The sequence below is a fragment of the Frankiales bacterium genome (assembly GCA_016125335.1).
In the GTDB taxonomy this organism is placed as follows: domain Bacteria; phylum Actinomycetota; class Actinomycetes; order S36-B12; family CAIYMF01; genus Longivirga.
On the sequence record WGLY01000024.1, the window covers coordinates 10,403 to 28,293 of the forward strand.

General features: G+C 71.1%; 15 protein-coding genes. 2 read left to right on the forward strand and 13 right to left on the reverse strand.

Annotated elements, in window-relative coordinates:
* Positions 1 to 8 precede the first annotated feature (8 nt).
* From GC157_13210 to GC157_13240, 7 genes are all read right to left on the reverse strand, one after another.
* A complete protein-coding gene (locus tag GC157_13210) occupies positions 9 to 986 on the reverse strand; it encodes an alpha-ketoacid dehydrogenase subunit beta (protein ID MBI1378424.1) in 978 nt (325 codons plus the stop codon).
* Entirely contained in the window at positions 974 to 2,038 is a 1,065-nt protein-coding gene (locus tag GC157_13215) for a pyruvate dehydrogenase (acetyl-transferring) E1 component subunit alpha (protein MBI1378425.1), read from the reverse strand. The genes GC157_13210 and GC157_13215 overlap by 13 nt, the downstream gene beginning before the upstream one ends.
* Positions 2,035 to 3,387, reverse strand: coding sequence for a M24 family metallopeptidase (locus tag GC157_13220; protein ID MBI1378426.1), 1,353 nt, complete (start codon positions 3,385 to 3,387; stop codon positions 2,035 to 2,037). Before GC157_13220 ends, GC157_13215 begins: the two co-directional genes overlap by 4 nt.
* Positions 3,388 to 3,389: 2 nt before the next feature.
* Positions 3,390 to 5,903: an ATP-binding cassette domain-containing protein gene (locus GC157_13225; GenBank protein MBI1378427.1), complete on the reverse strand. Its 2,514-nt coding sequence runs from the start codon at positions 5,901 to 5,903 to the stop codon at positions 3,390 to 3,392.
* Positions 5,904 to 5,914: 11 nt separating this feature from the next.
* Complete coding sequence (locus GC157_13230) at positions 5,915 to 6,937, reverse strand: substrate-binding domain-containing protein (protein MBI1378428.1); 1,023 nt, start codon at positions 6,935 to 6,937, stop codon at positions 5,915 to 5,917.
* A 267-nt stretch (positions 6,938 to 7,204) separates the two neighbouring features.
* Entirely contained in the window at positions 7,205 to 8,065 is an 861-nt protein-coding gene (locus GC157_13235) for an ABC transporter permease (protein ID MBI1378429.1), read from the reverse strand.
* 219 nt (positions 8,066 to 8,284) lie between these two features.
* Positions 8,285 to 9,037, reverse strand: coding sequence for a glucose 1-dehydrogenase (locus tag GC157_13240; GenBank protein ID MBI1378430.1), 753 nt, complete (start codon positions 9,035 to 9,037; stop codon positions 8,285 to 8,287).
* A gap of 197 nt (positions 9,038 to 9,234) precedes the next feature.
* Between GC157_13240 and GC157_13245 the strand changes: the two genes are divergently transcribed.
* Positions 9,235 to 10,683 (forward strand): amidohydrolase family protein, encoded by a 1,449-nt coding sequence (locus GC157_13245; GenBank protein ID MBI1378431.1) that lies wholly within the window; start codon positions 9,235 to 9,237, stop codon positions 10,681 to 10,683.
* A gap of 63 nt (positions 10,684 to 10,746) precedes the next feature.
* Here GC157_13245 and GC157_13250 read toward each other — a convergent pair whose 3' ends face one another.
* Both GC157_13250 and GC157_13255 read right to left on the reverse strand, forming a co-directional pair.
* Positions 10,747 to 11,766, reverse strand: a complete 1,020-nt coding sequence (locus GC157_13250; protein ID MBI1378432.1) for an alcohol dehydrogenase catalytic domain-containing protein — start codon at positions 11,764 to 11,766, stop codon at positions 10,747 to 10,749.
* A complete protein-coding gene (locus tag GC157_13255) occupies positions 11,766 to 12,815 on the reverse strand; it encodes an NAD-binding protein (GenBank protein MBI1378433.1) in 1,050 nt (349 codons plus the stop codon). Before GC157_13255 ends, GC157_13250 begins: the two co-directional genes overlap by 1 nt.
* A gap of 23 nt (positions 12,816 to 12,838) precedes the next feature.
* On the opposite strand from GC157_13255, the gene GC157_13260 reads away from it, so the two are divergent.
* A complete protein-coding gene (locus tag GC157_13260) occupies positions 12,839 to 13,789 on the forward strand; it encodes an NAD(P)H-binding protein (GenBank protein MBI1378434.1) in 951 nt (316 codons plus the stop codon).
* A gap of 63 nt (positions 13,790 to 13,852) precedes the next feature.
* Here GC157_13260 and GC157_13265 read toward each other — a convergent pair whose 3' ends face one another.
* The 4 genes from GC157_13265 to sucC form a co-directional block, all read right to left on the reverse strand.
* Positions 13,853 to 14,569 (reverse strand): helix-turn-helix domain-containing protein, encoded by a 717-nt coding sequence (locus GC157_13265; protein MBI1378435.1) that lies wholly within the window; start codon positions 14,567 to 14,569, stop codon positions 13,853 to 13,855.
* A gap of 163 nt (positions 14,570 to 14,732) precedes the next feature.
* Positions 14,733 to 15,704: an N-acetylmuramoyl-L-alanine amidase gene (locus GC157_13270; protein ID MBI1378436.1), complete on the reverse strand. Its 972-nt coding sequence runs from the start codon at positions 15,702 to 15,704 to the stop codon at positions 14,733 to 14,735.
* Between the two features lie 9 nt (positions 15,705 to 15,713).
* Positions 15,714 to 16,598: a succinate--CoA ligase subunit alpha gene (gene sucD / locus GC157_13275; GenBank protein MBI1378437.1), complete on the reverse strand. Its 885-nt coding sequence runs from the start codon at positions 16,596 to 16,598 to the stop codon at positions 15,714 to 15,716.
* A 5-nt stretch (positions 16,599 to 16,603) separates the two neighbouring features.
* Positions 16,604 to 17,782 carry an ADP-forming succinate--CoA ligase subunit beta gene (gene sucC, locus GC157_13280; GenBank protein MBI1378438.1) on the reverse strand — a complete coding sequence of 393 codons (1,179 nt, stop codon included), beginning with the start codon at positions 17,780 to 17,782 and terminating at the stop codon, positions 16,604 to 16,606.
* Between the last annotated feature and the right edge of the window lie 109 nt (positions 17,783 to 17,891).

Consider the following 17,891-nt stretch of genomic DNA (forward strand, 5'->3'; position numbering starts at 1 on the left):
GTCCACGTTCACGGCTGCAGGGCCTTCTCCACCGTCGCCGCCACGCTGTCGGCGGAAGGCATCACCAGGTCCTCGAGCGAGTCGGCCGAGGGCAGCGGCACGTGCGGGGTGGTGATGCGCTGGACCGGGCCGTCGAGGTCCCAGAAGCACTCGTCGACCGCGAGCGAGGCGATCTCCGCGCCCCAGCCCAGCAGCCTCGGGTTCTCCTCGACCGTGAACAGCCGGCCCGTCCGCGAGACCGAGCCCAGGATCGTCGTCGTGTCCAGCGGCACCAGGGAGCGGACGTCGATCACCTCGGCGTCGATGCCGCGCGCCGCCAGCTGCTCGGCCGCGGCGAGGGCCCGCGGCACCATCATCCCGAGCGCGAGGATCGTCGCGTCGGAGCCGGCACGGCGCACCTTCGCCACGCCCAGCGAGTCGACGACGTCGCCGTCGGGCACCTCGGCCTTCGTCGCGTACAGGCCCTTGTGCTCGAAGAAGAGCACGGGGTCGTCGCACCGGATCGACGCCGCCATGAGCCCGACGACGTCCTCCGGGGTGGACGGCGTCACCACCTTGAGCCCCGGCACGGCCATCGCCCAGTTCTCGATCGACTGCGAGTGCTGGGCGCCGAAGCGCAGGCCGCCGCCGTTGCCCGTCTTGATGACCAGGGGGACGGTCACCTGGCCGTTGGTCATGTACCGGGTCTTGGCGATCTCGTTGACCACGATGTCCCAGCACACGGCGAAGAAGTCGCTGAACATGATCTCGGCGACCGGGCGCAGCCCGGTCATTGCCGCGCCCATCGCGGCGCCCAGGATCGCCTGCTCGGCGATGGGGGTGTCGATCACCCGCTTCGGGCCGAACTCGTCGAGCAGCCCGACGGTGGTCTTGAACACCCCGCCGGCCCCGGCGACGTCCTCGCCGATGAGGACCACGTTCTCGTCGCGGCGCATCTCCTGCGCGATGCCGCGTGCGACCGCGTCGCGGTAGGTCAGCTCCGCCATGACGAACCCCCATCGGCCCACACGTCGGTGAAGGCGCTCTCGGGTGCGGGCAGGTCGCCGGCGATCGCCTCCTCTGTCGCGAGCTCGACCGCGCCGAGGACCTCCTCGTCGAGCCGGTCGAGGGTGCTCTCCTCGACGCCGATCCGCAGCAGGCGGCCCCGGTAGATCGTGATGGGGTCGTACGCCTTCCACGCCTCCACCTCGGCATCGGGCCGGTACTTGCCCGGGTCGGCGCGCGAGTGGCCGCCGTGCCGGTAGGTGAGCGCCTCCACCAGGGAGGGGCCGCCACCGCCGCGGGCCCGCTCGATCGCCGACCGCGCGGTCAGGTACACCTCGTCGACGTCGTTGCCGTCGATCACGATCGGCTCGAGCCCGTACGCCGGGGCGCGGTCGGCCGCCGGATGCGTGACCGCGGTGATGTCGGCGATCGACGTGTACTCCATGTACAGGTTGTTCTCGCAGACGAACACGATCGGCAGCTGATAGACGGCGGCGTAGTTGAGCGCCTCGTGGAACGCGCCGATGTTGGTGGTGCCGTCCCCGAAGAAGCACACCGCCACCTGGCCGGAGCCGCGGTACTGCGCGGACCACGCAGCACCGTTCGCGATGGTCATGTGCGCGCCGATGATGGCGTAGGACCCCATCATCCCGTGCTCGACGCTGGTGAGGTGCATGGAGCCGCCCTTGCCGGCCATGAGGCCGTTCGAGCGCCCCAGCAGCTCGGCGAGCACCGGCGTCATGGGCACGCCGCGCGCCAGGGTGTGCGCGTGTCCGCGATAGGTGGCGAAGGTGTAGTCGTCCTTGCGCATCGCGGCGCCGAACCCGGCCGAGATCGCCTCCATGCCCAGCGAGAGGTGGCTGGTCCCCTTCACCAGCTGGCGCATGAACAGGTCGTAGGCGCGCTTCTCGAACAGCCGCATCTCCTGCAGCTTGCGGTACATCGCCAGGCGCAGGTCGAGGTCGATGTCCGCGTCGTCGTGCCGGTCCTGTGCCTCGGGCGGGAGGACGACACCGTGCTCGCCGTAGCGATGGTCGGACAGCGGGAGCCTCATGCGGTGGCTCCGGAGCCGGACCCGAGCTCGGTGTTGAGGTGGGACTGGCTGTCGCGCACCGCCGGAAGGTAGCCACCCGTCGTGTAATAGCGCTTGCCCGCCACCAGCAGCTCCTCCGCGGGGAACTTCGTGATGACCTCGCAGCCGGTCGCGGTCACGACCAGCTCCTCCTCGATACGTGCCGCGCCCCAGCCGTCGCTGGCCGGCCAGTAGGTCTCGAGAGCGAAGACCATGCCTTCCTCGAGGGTCTCGGGGGCGTCGAACGAGGTGTAGCGCGAGAAGATCGGGCGCTCCCAGATCGACAGTCCGACGCCGTGCCCGTACTGCAGCGCGAACGCCGCCTCCTCGTCGGCGAAGCCGAACTCCTGCGCCGTGGGCCACAGCGAGACGATGTCCGCCGTCGTCGCCCCCGGCTTCACCGCCGCGATCGCCGTGTCCATGAGCTCCCGGCAGACGACGTAGGCGTCCCGCTGCGCCCGTGACGCGGACCCGACGGCGAACGTGCGGTAGTAGCAGGTCCGGTAACCCATGAAGCTGTGCAGGATGTCGAAGAACGCGGGGTCGCCGGGTCGGATGAGCCGGTCCGAGTACACATGGGGGTGGGGTGAACAGCGCTCCCCCGAGATGGCGTTGACACCCTCGACATGCTCCGAACCCAGGTCGTACAGCGTCTTCGCGACAAGCCCTACGCACTCGTTCTCGCGGACCCCTGGTCGCAGGAACTCGTACAGCTCCTCGTAGGCGGCATCGACCATCGATGCTGCCTGCGTCAGCAGCCCGATCTCGTCCGCGGTCTTGATGCGACGGGCCGCCAGGAAGCACTGCTGGCCGTCCACCACCGGCACGCCGGCCGCTTGGAGCGCGAGCAGGACGTCGGGCTCGATGACGTCGACACCGACAGGCTGGTGCTCCAGCCCGAAGTCACGCAGCACCTCGACGATCTTGTTGGCGACGTCCTCGGCGCGCCTCGCGCCGGGGCCTATCGTGCCGCGAAGGGTCGAGATGCCGGCTCGGTTGCCGTAGTGCTGACCGCGGCCTGCCTCGGCATGCGGTTCATCGAGCCACTCTGCCTGCAGCTGGTGGTGCCGGGCAGCCGATCCGAAGTCCCACAGGACCGGGTCGCCGCCGCGCGGCAGCAGGGCGAAGCGAATCATCTTGTCCATCGCCCACGTGCCGATGTGGGTCGATGTCATGTACCGGATGTTGTGGAAGTCGAAGGTGAGGAGCGCACCAAGGTCCGACCTCTCGAGCTCCGCCTTGAGGCGGGCCAACCGCTCGATCCGGAGGCGGCCCATGTCGAGCCGGTGCTCCCAGTCGACCTGGTTGGTGCCGTAGGTGGGGGAAACCATCGCTACTCCTGACTCGAGGAAGCGGACACCAGCGCGCGCCTGCGAGCGCCGGAGAAGATCGCGGCACCGAGGAGGATGAGCAGGCCCGGGAGCCACTCCTGCCACGCCTGATCGAGGTTGAGGAAGCTCGTGGCCGAGATGACCGTCTGGATCAGCAGCGCTCCCAGGAGCGCTCCGACGTACGATCCTCGGCCGCCGAAGATGCTGGCCCCGCCGAGGACCACGGCGGTGATGCTGGTGAGCGTGTACTGCGCCCCGACCCCGGCCTGACCCACCCCGACCAGGCTGCACAGCACGACGCCCCCCAGCGCGGCGAACGCGGCGCAGACCACGTGCGCCAGCACCACGGTCCGGGCGACCGGCGCGCCAAGGCGGCGTGCTCGGATCTCGTCGGAACCCACGGCGCGCAGGGTGATGCCCGCGCGGCTGCGGCGCAGGAGGTACTCGGCAGCGACCACGACGGCGAGGGTGACCAGGAAGGCCACCGGAACCGGACCGAGCTTGGCCTGGAGGAGCGAGATGGTGGACGAGTCGATGTAGCCCTCGGGGTTGGGTCGCAGCAGCAGGGCCAGACCCTGGAGCACGATGTAGGCCACCAGCGTCGCGATGACGGCAGGAAGTCTGAGGAACCTGACCGCGACCCCGTTGACGAGTCCCACCACTGCGCCGACGAGCACCGACACGAGGGCCCCCTGCAGGAGCCCGGCTGACCCGGCGCCGTCCACGGCGAAGAACGACATGATCACGATGACGAGCCCGACTAGCGGTCCGACGGACAGGTCGATGCTTCCCACGAGGAGCGTGGTGAGCTGGCCCACCGACACGAGCACGAGAATGGCCGTGAGGAGCAGGAGGCCGGACAGGTTGCGGGCGCTGAGGAACAGCGGATTCCTGCTGTACGCCAGGGCCATGAGCGCGACGAGCAGCACCCCGAGCACGAGGCTCGGGGCGTAGTCGCCTCCGGCGAGTCGACGAAGGCCGGCCCTGCGGTCGGAGCTCGACCCCTCGGCCCTGCCGGTGCCGACGCGGCTGGTGCGAGCCGTGATGGCCGCGCCGGTGATCGCGCGCTCCGTCAGCTCGTCCCCGGTGAGCTCCCTGACCACCTGCCCGCGCGAGAACACCAGCACGCGGTCGCAGAGACCGGCCAGCTCGACCGCGTCCGACGACAGCGCGACGACGACCTTGCCGGAGTCGGCGAACTCTCGGAGGAGCCGGTAGATCTCGACGCGCGCCCCGACGTCGACGCCGCGCGTGGGCTCGTCGGCCAGCAGCACGGACGGCTCCGCCGCGAGCGAGCGGGCGAACAGCACCTTCTGCTGGTTGCCGCCCGACAGGCTCGAGACCGGGGATTCGGTACCAGGTGTCCGGATGGCCAGGGAGGAGACGGCGTCTGAGGCCACCTCGCGTTCGCGGCGCGCGTCGATGACACCGCCGCGGGACACCCCTGAGAGCACCAGGGCGGTCGTGTTCTCCCGCACCGTCAGGGGGAGGAAGAGCCCTTCGACGTGGCGGTCGCCCGGAAGATGGACCACGCCCGAGGCGGCTACGGACGCCGGGGAGCGGTGGCCGACCTCGCGCGAGTCGATGCTGATCCTCCCGACGGAGGGGGTCAGCCCGGCGAGCGCCCGCAGGAAGTCGCGTTGACCGTTCCCCTCGACGCCCGCGAGCCCGATGATCTCGCCCCGGCGAGCACCCAGGTCGACTCCGGAGAACCGTGCACCCGACAGCCCCGACACCTCGAGGAGCGGTGCACCGTCCGTGGGAGCGTGGTCCGGTCTGACCGGGAAGACGTGGTCGACCTCGCGACCGACGATGAGCTCGAGGATGTCGTCCTCGGTGACGTCGGATGCCGGGAACGTGCCGCGCAGCCTGCCGTCCCGGAGCACGCTGATGCGATCGGCGATCCGCTGCACCTCGGGGAACCGGTGCGAGATATAGACGATGCCGGCACCGGCCGTGCGCAGCGCCGAGATCTGCTCGAAGAGCAGCTCGCTCTCGGCCTCGGTGAGCGACTCGGTCGGCTCGTCCAGGACGAGCACCTGGCTCTCGAGCGCGAGTGCGCGGGCGATCTCGACGAGCTGGCGCTGCGCCTGGCCGAGCTCCTCGACCCGGTCCCCGGCCCGCGCGGTGCACCCGACCGCGGCGAGGTGGCCACGCACCCACTCTGCGGCCTCGGAGCCGGCAGGACGCCGGTCCTCGGGCAGCGCGACGAGCAGGTTCTCCCGGACCGTGAGGTCGTCGAGCGTGGTGGCGTGCTGGTAGACGACGGCGAGACCGAGCTCTTGGGCCGCCGCCGGCGCCACCCGCGACAACCGACGTCCCCCGATCTCGACCGAGCCCGCGTCCGGCGCGAGCGCACCGGCCGCGATGGCCATCAGCGTCGACTTGCCCGCACCGTTCTCGCCGACGAGGGCGTGGACCTCGCCGGGGCGCACGGTGAAGGACACGTCCGAGAGCGCGCGGACGCTCCCGAAGGTCTTCGAGATGGAGTCGAGTCGGAGGACGTCGGTAGTCACGTCAGCATCCCTTACGGCTTGCCGTACTTCGCGAGCTCGTCAGCCGTGATCTGGTTGCTGTTGTAGAAGTCGTCACCCTGCGACGCGTCGCACTTGGGCTCGAGACCGGCGGTCGAGTCCTCGATCAGCGGCAGCGTGTACGTGCTCGGCTCGTTGATCGTGACACCCTCGGCGGCTGCGATCGCCTGGCGTGCGGCGACCCGCCCGAGCCAGTTGCGCGACGAGATCGTGGCGAGCTGGAACTTGGTGTCGCCCGCCGCCTTCTCCTTCTGGTACAGGCAGCCGAGTCCGTTCGCCTCGAGCGTGGCGATCGGCACGAGCGGGCGCCCTGCGGCCTGCATGGCACGCGTCGCGGCGAGCGCGTCCGTGCCGTAGTCGGAGATGATGCCGTCGATCTGCGGGTACTTGGCGAGCAGCGACGCCATCACCTTCTGCGCCGTGGCCGGGTCCCAGTTGGTGACGGGCCAGTCCTTGTCACCGGTCAGCAGCTTCATCCCGGGGTTCTGCGAGAACACCTGGACGACGGACTTGAGCTGTCCGGCCGTCACGGGGTTGCCGGCCGGACCGCCGATGAAGACGACGTTGCCCTTGCCGCCGAGCGTCTTGACCATCCACTCAGCCCACTTGGTGCCGGCGTCGGGGCTGCTCCAGTCGACGTAGGTCACGTAGTCGGTCCCCGGCGTCCCGCCCGGGTCCGCAGCCCACGGGACCACCTTGACGCCGGCGTCCGTCGCGGCCTTGATCGACGCGAGCTGCGCCTGCCCGAAGTCGGGGATGATGACGAGCGCGTTCGCGCCCTGCGCCACCATCGAGTTGACCTGAGAGATGCTCTTCTGCAGGTCGCCCTCACCGATCTGGACCACGGTGGTGACGTTGGGGCACTTGGCGGCCTCGGAGCGCACGGCCGCGAGCGACGCCTGCGACCAGGCGTTGACACCGAACCCGTCGTGGACCGCCAGCGTGATGGGCTTGTCCCCGCAGAACGCCGTGCTGTCGGTCTTGCCGGCGGAGGCCAGCTCTTGCGCCTCGGTCATCGTGAACGTGGACGCCGACGCCGCTGGGGACGACGCGGACGAACCGTCCGTCGCCGCCGGGGAGGACGAGCCCGTGTCGGTCGAGGAGCCGCAGGCGGCGAGGAGCGCCGCCGACAGCACGACGGAGAGTGCGCCCAGGAGTGGGCGCCGTGCGTTGGTGTGCATACGTGGTGCCTCCGAGCGGTGCGAGCGCGCGAGGTGCGCGAGGGGAGTGGTGCGACGAGGTGGAGAACCCTCCGGGCACGGGCCCGGTGGCGGTGCGGTCGGCTATGCGGAGCCGACGGGTGGTGCGCCGGGCCGAGCGGCCCGAAGGCGGTCCCACGGGATGGTGCGCGCTGCCATGCCGATGCCGATGGCAGCGCCTTGGATCAGGAGCTGGACCGACTGCGGGGCACCAGCCCCGAAGACGACCTGCTGGAGCTGGGTGAGGAAGAGAGCTCCCACAGCGCTCGCCACGACGCTGCCTCCTCCGCCGACGAGCGACGTCCCGCCGAGCACGACGGCCGCGATCGAGGGGAGCAGGTAGGTGTCGCCGACGGACAGACCTGGCGTGCGCAGATAGCCGGCGATGAGGATGCCGCCGACGGCGTACAGGAACCCGGCGACGACGTAGGTCGAGACGACGAACCGCCGTACCGGCATGCCCGCGGCACGTGCCGCGGGGGCGCTGGTCCCTATCGCGACGAACCGGCGGCCTACCGTGGTCGTCCGGATCACGAGCGCGACGACGAGGATGACGGTCACTGCGACAAGCACCAGGTTGGGCACCCCCAGGACGTCGCCGAAGGCGAAGTCACCCAGCGCGGGCGGCGCGGAGGCGGTCGAGCTGCCGCCCGTGACCTTGAGGATCACTCCCAGCAGCACGGCGTTCACCCCGAGCGTCGCCACCAGCGGGGTGATGCCGAACCGTGCGATGGCCACGCCGCTGACGAGTCCGGCCAGCACCCCCACGAGAAGCGCGACCGCGACGGCCTTGAGCAGCTGGTCGTCGTTCCCGTCACTGAGCTTCGTCACCGCGATCGCTGACAGCGACATGACACCCGGCACCGCGAGGTCGAGCCCGCGCTGCTGGATCACGAGCGTCTGGCCCGCGGCGACGACGGCGAGCACGGCCGCGAAGGGCAGCATGCTCTGCAGAGCCGAGACGCCCGCGCTCCCGGACGCGATGAACGGGCTGACCAGGAAGAGCACCACCGTCGCGGGCCAGATGGGGAAGTACGGCGAGCGCACGACGGATCGCAGCCTGCCGGCAGCGGCGCTGCCGGGTGCCTCGGCCGCACGGGCCGGGCTCTGCGTCGTGCTCACAGCGCTCCCCTCGGTGGCAATCGTCCGCGTGTGGTGCCAGGGCTACTTGGCGGTCCAGCCACCGTCGACGACGAGGCTCGCGCCCGTGACGTAGGACGCGGGCGCCGAGAGGAGGAAGACGACGGCAGCGGCGATCTCGTCCGCCTCACCGATGCGGCCCACGGGGGTGAACTCGGACAGCGAGTCCTCGTATCCCGGTGTGGCGTCGAGGATCGGGGTCAGCATCGGGGTGCGCACGAAGCCCGGCGCGAGGCAGTTGACGCGGATCGTGGGAGCGAGCTCGACCGCCAGCTGGCGAGCGAGCGACTCGGTGGCCCCCTTGGTCGCCGAGTAGGCGGCGCAGGCCGGGAATCCCGCGTGCGCCGTCGTGCTCGAGACGAAGACGACGGACGAGCCGGCGGCCATCAGCGGAGCCGCTCTCTGCACCATCAGCAGGTGCGACACCACGTTGGTGTTCCACTGGCGCTGGATCGAGTCGAGGGTCATCTCCGCGAGCGGACGCGGGTCGAACAGGCTGGCGTTGAGGACGAGCCCGTCGATGTGGCCGAAGGCCGAGACGGCGGTGTCGACGAGCCCGGGGACTGCCTCGAGATCCTCGAGGTCGACCGGCGCCTGGACGGCTCGGCCCCCGCTGTCCTCGACCGCCGACTGGACGGCCTGCAGACGCTCGGGGTCCCGCCCCTGCAGGACGACGGCCGCTCCACGACGCCCGAGCTCTCGTGCCACGGCGGCGCCCATGCCCGAGCTCGCCCCGGTGACGACGACGCTGCGGCCCTGCATGTCGCGTTCGGTCATCTGAGTGCTCCTCCTGGGCGTCGTGGCGTGGCCGGTCGGGACTGTGTCCGTGGCGGGTGCCGGGTGGAGCGGGACGCTAGGCGGGAGTTAACAGCACTGTCAAGCACTGCTAAACGGCGCGACACAATCGTGACCGTCGGCAGCACTGAAGCGGCGGCCGGGCACGGAATCGTTCACAAGCACTTGACGCGCCCCGGATGCCCGTCGTTACAGTGCCGACCTCCCGAGGGTCGTCACCGGCCCCCTCCCCCTGCCACCGAGGAGCCCTCATGGCCGCTGGCCGGTACCTCATCAAGGGCGCCTGGGCGCTCACCCAGGACCCGCAGCTCGGCGAGATCCGCTCCGCCGACGTCCTCGTCGAGGACGGAGTGATCCAGGCCGTGGCGCCGGACCTGGGGGACGTCGACGCCGAGGTCATCGACGGCACGGACCGTTTCGTGCTCCCAGGCTTCGTCGACACGCACCGCCACAGCTGGCAGTCGCTGATCCGTCACATGTCCACGGACTGGACCCTGCCCCAGTACTTCTCGGGCGTCCGCGGGGTGCTCGGCAACAAGTACACGGCCGAGGACATGTACGCCGCGAATCTCATCGCGATGCTCGACGCCCTCGACTCGGGCATCACCACGCTGGTCGACTGGTCGCACAACAACAACTCCCCCGAGCATGCGGACGCCGCGATCCAGGCGGTGCTCGACTCGGGGATCCGCGCGGTGTGGGCCTACGGCAACTCCAACGACGAGTGGCTGCCGGTGAGCGACGTTCCCCAGTCGCGGGACGTGGTGCGCATCGCTGAGAAGTGGTTCTCCTCCCCGGACCAGCTCGTGACGCTGGCGCTCGCGCCCCGCGGTCCGCAGTTCGCCACCCGCGACGTGACGCTGCAGGACTTCGCGCTGGCGAAGGAGCTCGACATCCCCGTCACCGTCCACGTGGGCGACGGCGCCTGGGGCAAGAGCCTTCCCGTCCTCTGGATGGAGGAGAACGGCCTCGCGACCGATCGGACCACGTACGTCCACTGCAACGCCCTGTCCGACGCCGAGTACGACGTCATCGCACGGACAGGCGGCGCGATCTCCATCGCTCCTGAGCTCGAGATGCACATGGGGCACGGGACGCTGGCCACGCTGCGTGCGATCTCTCGGGGGATCACGACGTCACTGTCGATCGACGTGTGCACGTCCGTCGGCGGTGACATCTTCAGCGCGATGAGGGCCTGCCTGGCGGGCACGCGGTACCTCGTCAACGTCGAGGCGCTCGCGCAGGACGTCGCGGTCGACCCGCTTCCGGTGCTCGCCACCCAGGTGCTCGAGTTCGCGACCCAGGGCGGCGCCACGGCGGCTTGGCTGGGCGACAAGGTGGGCTCGCTGACACCGGGCAAGCGCGCAGACATCGTGCTGCTCCGCACGGACGTCTACGGCATGCAGCCGCTGAACTACCCCGCCGGCGCGGTGCTCGAGTCAGGGAACCCGCAGCTCGTCGACACGGTCATGGTCGACGGCACGATCGTGAAGCGGGACGGCGCTCTCGTGGGCCACGACTTCGCCCGTGTCCGCCGCCTGGCGGAGCAGGCGCGCGACCGGGTGCTCGCCGCGTCCGGCGTCTCGGACCCAGGGCGTTGGCTGCCCGAGGTCTACCCGGCGTCCTGATCGCCGCGGGAGGGAGGGCCCGGAGCCGGACGTCTCCTGGCCCTCCCTCCCGCGTGGTGCCCGTCACCGGACGTGGATGACGACCTTCCCGCCGGAACGGCCCTCCGCAAGGGGTACCAGCCCTTCGTCGACCGCCGCCTCGAGCGGGACGTCGACGTGGCGCAGCGACGGCCGGGCGGCGTCGAGAATCTCGAGCGCGCGCGGCAGATCGGTGTCGACGACGTGTGCCACCGAGGTCCGGACGTCGACTTCGGCCAGCACCCACGGGGTCAGCGCGACCGGCTGCGGTCCTGACGGCAGTCCCACCGCCTGCACGGTCCCTCCCCTGCGCACCAGCGACAGCGCCCGTCCGAAGGCCCCCGCGGCTCCCGACGTCTCGAACACCACGTCGGCGCCACGTCCTGCGGACAGGCTCGACACCACGCGCTCGAGGTCGTCGACGTGCACGACGGTGGCCGTCGGCGCCAGCTGACGCGCGCTCGCCAGGCTCGCGGCAGCGACGTCGGCCACGACCAGGTGCCCGACCGCGGTGGCAGCCAGGCCCAGCAGCACGAACGAGCCGATCGCACCCGCCCCCAGCACCACGACCAGGTCTCCGTCGCCGGCGCCGGATCGGTCCACTGCATGCAGCCCCACAGCCAGAGGCTGCGCGAGGACCGCCAGCTCGTCCGGGAGGGTGTCGGGCACCGGCTTCAGGGTCGCGACGGGGACCGCCACCCGCTCGGCCGCGCCGCCGTCGAGGGACAGGCCGAGCGTGGCGTAGGCCCAGCACAGGTTGGTCCTGCCCTCCCGGCACCGCGGGCAGGCGCCGCACGAGACGCCCGCCCCGCTCACCACACGGCTGCCCCGCGGCGGGCCCTCGCCCGCCGGGTCCGGCTCGAGGACCGTCCCCACGAACTCGTGCCCGATCACGGTGGGGACCTCGCGACGCATCAGCGTCGGACCCTTGGCGTACTCGCTCGCGTCCGTGCCGCACAGGGCCGCCAGCGACACGGCCACGACGCACGAGCCGGACGTCGCCGCCGGCTCGGGGCGGTCCTCCACCCGGACGTCGTGTGGACCGTGATAGACGACGGCGCGCATCAGACCTCCCACGACAGCCGCGCCAGGTCATCGGCGCCGAGGCCAGCCTCCCGCGCGGCATCGATGCCGCGAGCGACCGCCTCCCAGACTGGTGTCCCGACACCTGCGGCAGCTGCCAGGTCTACTGCGAGCCGGAGATCCTTCGCCGCCAGGTCGAGGCTGAAAGCGACCGGCGACCCGCGCTCCAGAAAGGCCTCGCGCTTGTACGCCAGGTACGGCGCGGCCACCGCGCTCCGAGCCAGGACGTCGTACGCAGCGTCACGGTCGACTCCGCTCGACTCCGCGACACGCAGAGCCTCGGCGAGTCCGGCGTTGAGCGCGAAGAGCACCGCGTTCACGCAGAGCTTCATGGCGGCCCCCGCACCTCCCATGCCGACATGGACGACCTCGCGGGCCAGGACGCCGAGGAGCACTGATCGCAGGGACTCGACGTCCTCGGCAGCACCGCCGGCCATCACCAGGAGGCTGCCATCGCGCACGGCCGCGATGCTGCCCGACACAGGTGCGTCGACGAACCGCACCCCGGAGGAGCGCAGCGCCGCGTGCACCCGGCCCACGGACCCGGGCCCGGAGGTGCCCAGATCCGCGAGCAGCACGTCGTGCCCCTCTGCCCCGGAGAGGACGCCGTCGGCACCGAGCACGACGTGCTCGAGCGCCGAGCCGTCGGACAGGAATGCCAGCAGGTGGTCCGCCGAGCGGGCAGCGTCCGCCGGTGTCTCCGCGAGCGTGACGTGCGCGTCGGGATGATCGTGGCGCCAGCGCCGCACCGACGCGGGCGTGCGGGACCAGGCCGTGACGCTCATCCCGCGAGCGGCCAGGCGGGCGGCGGCCGCGCCACCCATCCGTCCGAGCCCGAGAACAGCGACGGACCTGGCGCTCACTTTCGGGCCCCGCCCTTCGCCGGGTCGAGCCGGGCGCACCACACCCGTGCGGTGGTGAAGCCTGACTCGACACATCTGCTTCGGTCGGACCAATAGTTCAGTATTCATTGACTTCTCGTCCAGTCCCGCTGAACAATCCGGGACACGCGGCGGGCCCGGCCGGGTCACGCCCTCGCCCCGGGAGGACAGACATGACGGACCGGAAGACGATCGCCGTGGTCGGCGCGACGGGCGCCCAGGGAGGCGGGCTGGTCCGCGCCATCCTCGCCGACCCCGACGGAGGGTTCGCCGCGCGAGCACTCACGCGTGATCCCTCGTCCGAGGCCGCTCGCGCCCTGGCCGACGCCGGTGCCGAGGTGGTCCAGGTCGACATCGACGACGACGCCTCGCTCGCGGCCGGGCTCGACGGCGCCCACGGCGCGTTCTTCGTGACGTTCTTCTGGGCGCACTTCTCCGCCGAGCAGGAGGACGCGGAGGCGCAGCGCTTCGCCCGGTCCGCGGCACGAGCCGGCCTCGAGCACGTCGTGTGGTCGACACTGGAGGACACGCGGCGGTGGGTCCCCCTCGATGACGACCGCATGCCCACCCTGCAGGAGCAGTACAAGGTTCCGCACTTCGACGCGAAGGGCGCCGCCAACCACTACTTCACCGACGCCGGCGTCCCGACCACGTTCCTGCAGACCACCTTCTACTGGGACAACATGATCCACTTCGGGATGGGGCCGCAGCGGGGCGCGGACGGCGCGCTGACGCTGACCCTCCCGATGGGTGACGCCCGGCTGTCGGGGATCTCGGCCGATGACATCGGCGTCGTCGCGTACGGCATCTTCACGGCAGGCAGAGACCTGGCCGGGGAGACGGTGTCGATCGCCGGCGAGCACCTCACCGGCAGCGAGATGGCGGCCCAGTTGTCGAGCGCTCTCGGGGAACCGGTCACCTACGCCGCGATCGAGCCCGACGACTACCGTGCGCTCGGCTTCCCGGGCGCCGACGACCTCGGCAACATGTTCCAGTTCTACCGGGACTTCAACGACTACTTCGTCTCGGAGCGGCCGCTCGACGCCGTGCGGCGGCTGCACCCGGGGCTGAAGTCGTTCGACGACTGGCTGGCAGTCAACAAGGACCGCATCCCGCTGGGCTGATGCCGGCCGCCTGCGGACCGGGGGCTCGGCGCCTGGTCCGCAGGCAGAGCGGGCGTCGACCCCTCAGTGCGAGTGACGCACGAACCACACGCCGCGCGCCGGTGTCTCTCCCAGGTTCCGGAAGATGTGAGGGGTCGCCGAGTCGAACCCCACGGAGTCGCCCGGACGCATCGTGAACGAGTCGAACCCGATGGTGATCTCGAGCTCGCCCTCGAGCAGGAACCCGCACTCGAATCCTGCGTGCTGAAGCATGCGGTCGTCGGTCGTCGAGCTCCCGTGGGGTGGATAGATGATCTCGATGAAGTCGAGGTCGTCACCCGTGTTGGCCGCCAGCTGCTCCCACACGACCCCGCTGTCCATGACGATGCGCGGTCGCTCGTGGGGCCGGACCACGGACCACTGCGAGCGGCCCACACCACGCTCGAAGGCGTCCGCGGGGGAGCCCAGAGTCGACCGGTTGACCCGGCCGGCCAGCACCGCGCTCACGCTCGGCGCCTCCGGCGCGCTCGGCTCCGCGCCGTTCTCCCCCGGGACCGGGGGCGAGGATGCGACAGCCTCACCGCTGTCGTGGAAGAGAGCGTCGATCGACGTGTCGAGCAGCCTGGACAACGAGTACAGGGTCGCGACGGAGGGCTGCGACTTGCCGTTCTCCATCTGCGAGACGAACGACGGGCTCACCCCCAGCTGCCGCGCGAGCTCGCGAAGGCTCAGGCCTGCAGCGACCCGCGCATCGCGCAGTCGTGATCCGAGCTGATCGGCAGGCGAATCCGCTGCGCCCACGTCACCTCCCCGCGTCGACGCCGCGTGATCGCGAGCACCGGACCGAATGTTAACTGCTTCTGCACAGACCGTCCACGCGACGCCGGCCGCTTCCTCGAGCTGGCCGGCTGATCCACCGAGACTCGCACCCGCCGCCCTCCGTCTCGGCCGGGCGCGGGGCCGCCTAGAGGCGCTTGGCGTAGCGGAGGATGCCGACGAGCAGGGCGTGCGCGACCTGCTGGCGACCGAGCCGCGACGTCGCGATGCGGGCGTCGTAGCGGTTGCGCATGTTGAGGGTCTCGACCACCGCGACCGGGACGTTCGACATGTTGAGCGTGCCCTGGTCCTTGCGCACCGAGAGCACGTTCGACAGGTAGGTCGTGCGCTGGAACGAGGTGGACATGCCGGCGATGAGGTCGTTGCCCAGCACGCGCGACCGCGCGGCGATGTCGTCGGTGTAGCCCTTGTAGTACGCCGGCACGATCACGTGGAAGCCGCGGCCGGTGGACGGGCCGCCGTCGGCGTGCACCGACAGCATGAACGCGGCCTTCTCGAACTGCCCGAAGGAGCCCCGAGCGCTCACGCAGGGGCCGTAGGTGGTGGCCGAGTTGCGGTCACGGGTGACCACCACGGTGGCGCCGTTGGCGACCAGCATCCGGCGCAGCCGGGCGATGACGTCCCAGTTGTACGTGGCCTCCGGGTAGCCGCTGTTGGTGGCCGTGCCGGTGGTGTTGCAGATCTTCGTGAGACCGACCCAGTAGGTGTGGTTCAGCTGCGCGACGTGGTTGCGGTTGCCGATGTTGTGGCCCGGGTCGAGCGCGATCACCAGGCCCGTGAGCGGCCCCTTGCGGGTGGGCGAGAACGCGACGGGCCGGGGCCACGCGGACGGCCACGGCGCCGAGGCGTGGCTGTAGCCCTGCGGCCACCAGCGCGGCGCGACGGCCACCGCGTGGCCGCCCTCCCACGACGACGGGGTCGGTCCGGCGGCCGCGACCACCGGGGCGGGCACGGCGGCCGGCCGCACCACGGCCTCGACCGTGCGCGGCGCGGCCCCCACGGGGGCGCGCACCGCCACGCTCGGCGCGGCCCCCGCCACGAGGACGGCGGGCACGATGGCTGCCACCAGGAGGGCCGGGCCGAGCGTCGTCCTGCGCATGGCGCGAGGCTACTTCGCCTCGATGATCTCGCGCATGAGGCGGGCGGTCTCCGACGGCGTCTTGCCCACCTTGACGCCCACGGCCTCGAGCGCCTCCTTCTTGGCGGCGGCGGTGCCCGACGAGCCGGACACGATGGCGCCGGCGTGGCCCATCGTCTTGCCCTCCGGCGCGGTGAACCCGGCGACGTAGCCGACGACCGGCTTGGTGACGTGCTCGGCGATGTAGGCCGCCGCGCGCTCCTCGGCGTCGCCGCCGATCTCGCCGATCATCACGATGGCGTCGGTCTCGGGGTCGGCCTCGAACGCGGCGAGGCAGTCGATGTGGGTGGTGCCGATGACCGGGTCGCCGCCGATGCCGACGGCGGAGCTGAAGCCGAGGTCGCGCAGCTCGTACATCATCTGGTAGGTCAGCGTGCCGGACTTCGACACCAGGCCGATGCGCCCGGCCTTCGTGATGGTGCCGGGGATGATGCCCGCGTTGGACTTCCCGGGGCTGATCAGGCCGGGGCAGTTGGGGCCGATGATCCGCGTGGTGCCCTTGCTCTGCGCGTAGGCGAAGAACTCCGCGGTGTCGTGCACCGGGACGCCCTCCGTGATCACCACCACGAGCGGGATGCCGGCGTCCACCGCCTCGACGACGGCGCCCTTGGTGAAGCGCGGGGGCACGAACACGACGGACACGTCGGCGCCGGTCGCCTCGACCGCCTCCTGGCACGAGGAGAACACCGGGATGGTGCGCCCCTCCGCCTCGACGACCTGGCCGCCCTTGCCCGGCGTGACGCCCGCGACGATGTTCGCGTGCGACCCGAGCATGCGGATCGTGTGCTTGGTGCCCTCGGACCCGGTGATGCCCTGGACGAGGATCTTGGAGTCCTCGGTGAGGAAGATGGCCATGGTCGTCAGGCTCCCTGTGCCGCAAGCTCGGCCACGCGTCGCGCGGCACCGTCCATCGTGTCCACGAGCTCCACGAGCGGGTTCGCCGCGTCGCGGAGGATCTGCCGACCGAGGTCGGCGTTGTTGCCGTCGAGGCGCACCACGAGCGGCTTGTCGACGGCCTCGCCCTTCGAGGCGAGCAGGTCGAGCGCCTGCACGATGCCGTTGGCCACGGCGTCGCACGCCGTGATGCCGCCGAAGACGTTGACGAAGACCGACCGCACCTCGGGGTCGGACAGGATGATCTCCAGCCCGTCCGCCATCACCTCGGCGCTGGCGCCACCGCCGATGTCGAGGAAGTTGGCCGGCTTCTGCCCGCCGAACTCCTCGCCGGCGTAGGCCACGACGTCGAGCGTGCTCATCACGAGCCCGGCGCCGTTGCCGATGATGCCGACGGAGCCGGACAGCTTGACGTAGTTGAGGTCCTTCTCCTGCGCGCGCAGCTCGAGCGGGTCGGTCTGCGTGGCGTCGGCCAGCGCCGCGTGCTCCGGGTGCCGGAAAGCGGCGTTGTCGTCGAGGGTCACCTTGCCGTCGAGCGCGACCACCTGGCCCTCGGGGGTCTTCACGAGCGGGTTGACCTCGACCAGCGTCGCGTCGGCCTTGACGAAGACGTCCCAGAGCCGCTGCAGGACCTCGATGACCTGCTCGCGCACCGAGGCGTCGAAGCCGGCGGTGTCGGTGATCTCCTCGGCCTTGGCGCGGTCGACCCCCACGAGGGCGTCGACCGGCACGCGCGCGAGCGCGTCGGGCCGCTCCACCGCGAGCTGCTCGATCTCCATGCCGCCCTCCTTGCTCGCCATGGCGAGGAAGGTGCGCTGGGCGCGGTCGAGCAGGAAGGAGACGTAGTACTCCTCCGCGATGTCCGCGGCCGGGTTGACGAGCACCTGGTGGACGATGTGGCCCTTGATGTCCAGGCCGAGGATGTCGTGGGCCTTCTCGAAGGCCTCCTGGGGCGTGGCGGCGAGCTTGACGCCGCCGGCCTTGCCGCGGCCGCCGGTCTTCACCTGGGCCTTGACCACCACGAGGCCGCCGATGCGCTCGGCGGCCTCCTTGGCCTGGTGCGGCGTGCGCACGACCTCGCCGCTCTGCGTCGGCACGCCGTGCTGGGCGAACAGCTCCTTCGCCTGGTACTCGTAGAGATCCACCGCTGGATGTCCTGACTCGTCGAGGGTGACGCCGGGGCCCGTCCCGTGCGGACCGGCGGCGACGCGGAATCGCTCGCGACTCTAGCCCCGGCGCCTCCCCCCGCCACCG

What these genes read in the sequence shown, in the direction of transcription:
- GC157_13210 (MBI1378424.1), bottom strand. Translation starts at nt 986, where the DNA reads ATGGCGGAGCTGACCTACCGCGACGCGGTCGCACGCGGCATCGCGCAG.
- GC157_13215 (MBI1378425.1), bottom strand. Translation starts at nt 2,038, where the DNA reads ATGAGGCTCCCGCTGTCCGACCATCGCTACGGCGAGCACGGTGTCGTC.
- GC157_13220 (MBI1378426.1), bottom strand. Translation starts at nt 3,387, where the DNA reads ATGGTTTCCCCCACCTACGGCACCAACCAGGTCGACTGGGAGCACCGG.
- GC157_13230 (MBI1378428.1), bottom strand. Translation starts at nt 6,937, where the DNA reads ATGACCGAGGCGCAAGAGCTGGCCTCCGCCGGCAAGACCGACAGCACG.
- GC157_13235 (MBI1378429.1), bottom strand. Translation starts at nt 8,065, where the DNA reads ATGCTGCCCTTCGCGGCCGTGCTCGCCGTCGTCGCCGCGGGCCAGACG.
- GC157_13240 (MBI1378430.1), bottom strand. Translation starts at nt 9,037, where the DNA reads ATGACCGAACGCGACATGCAGGGCCGCAGCGTCGTCGTCACCGGGGCG.
- GC157_13245 (MBI1378431.1), top strand. Translation starts at nt 9,235, where the DNA reads ATGCCCGTCGTTACAGTGCCGACCTCCCGAGGGTCGTCACCGGCCCCC.
- GC157_13250 (MBI1378432.1), bottom strand. Translation starts at nt 11,766, where the DNA reads ATGCGCGCCGTCGTCTATCACGGTCCACACGACGTCCGGGTGGAGGAC.
- GC157_13260 (MBI1378434.1), top strand. Translation starts at nt 12,839, where the DNA reads ATGACGGACCGGAAGACGATCGCCGTGGTCGGCGCGACGGGCGCCCAG.
- GC157_13270 (MBI1378436.1), bottom strand. Translation starts at nt 15,704, where the DNA reads ATGCGCAGGACGACGCTCGGCCCGGCCCTCCTGGTGGCAGCCATCGTG.
- sucD (MBI1378437.1), bottom strand. Translation starts at nt 16,598, where the DNA reads ATGGCCATCTTCCTCACCGAGGACTCCAAGATCCTCGTCCAGGGCATC.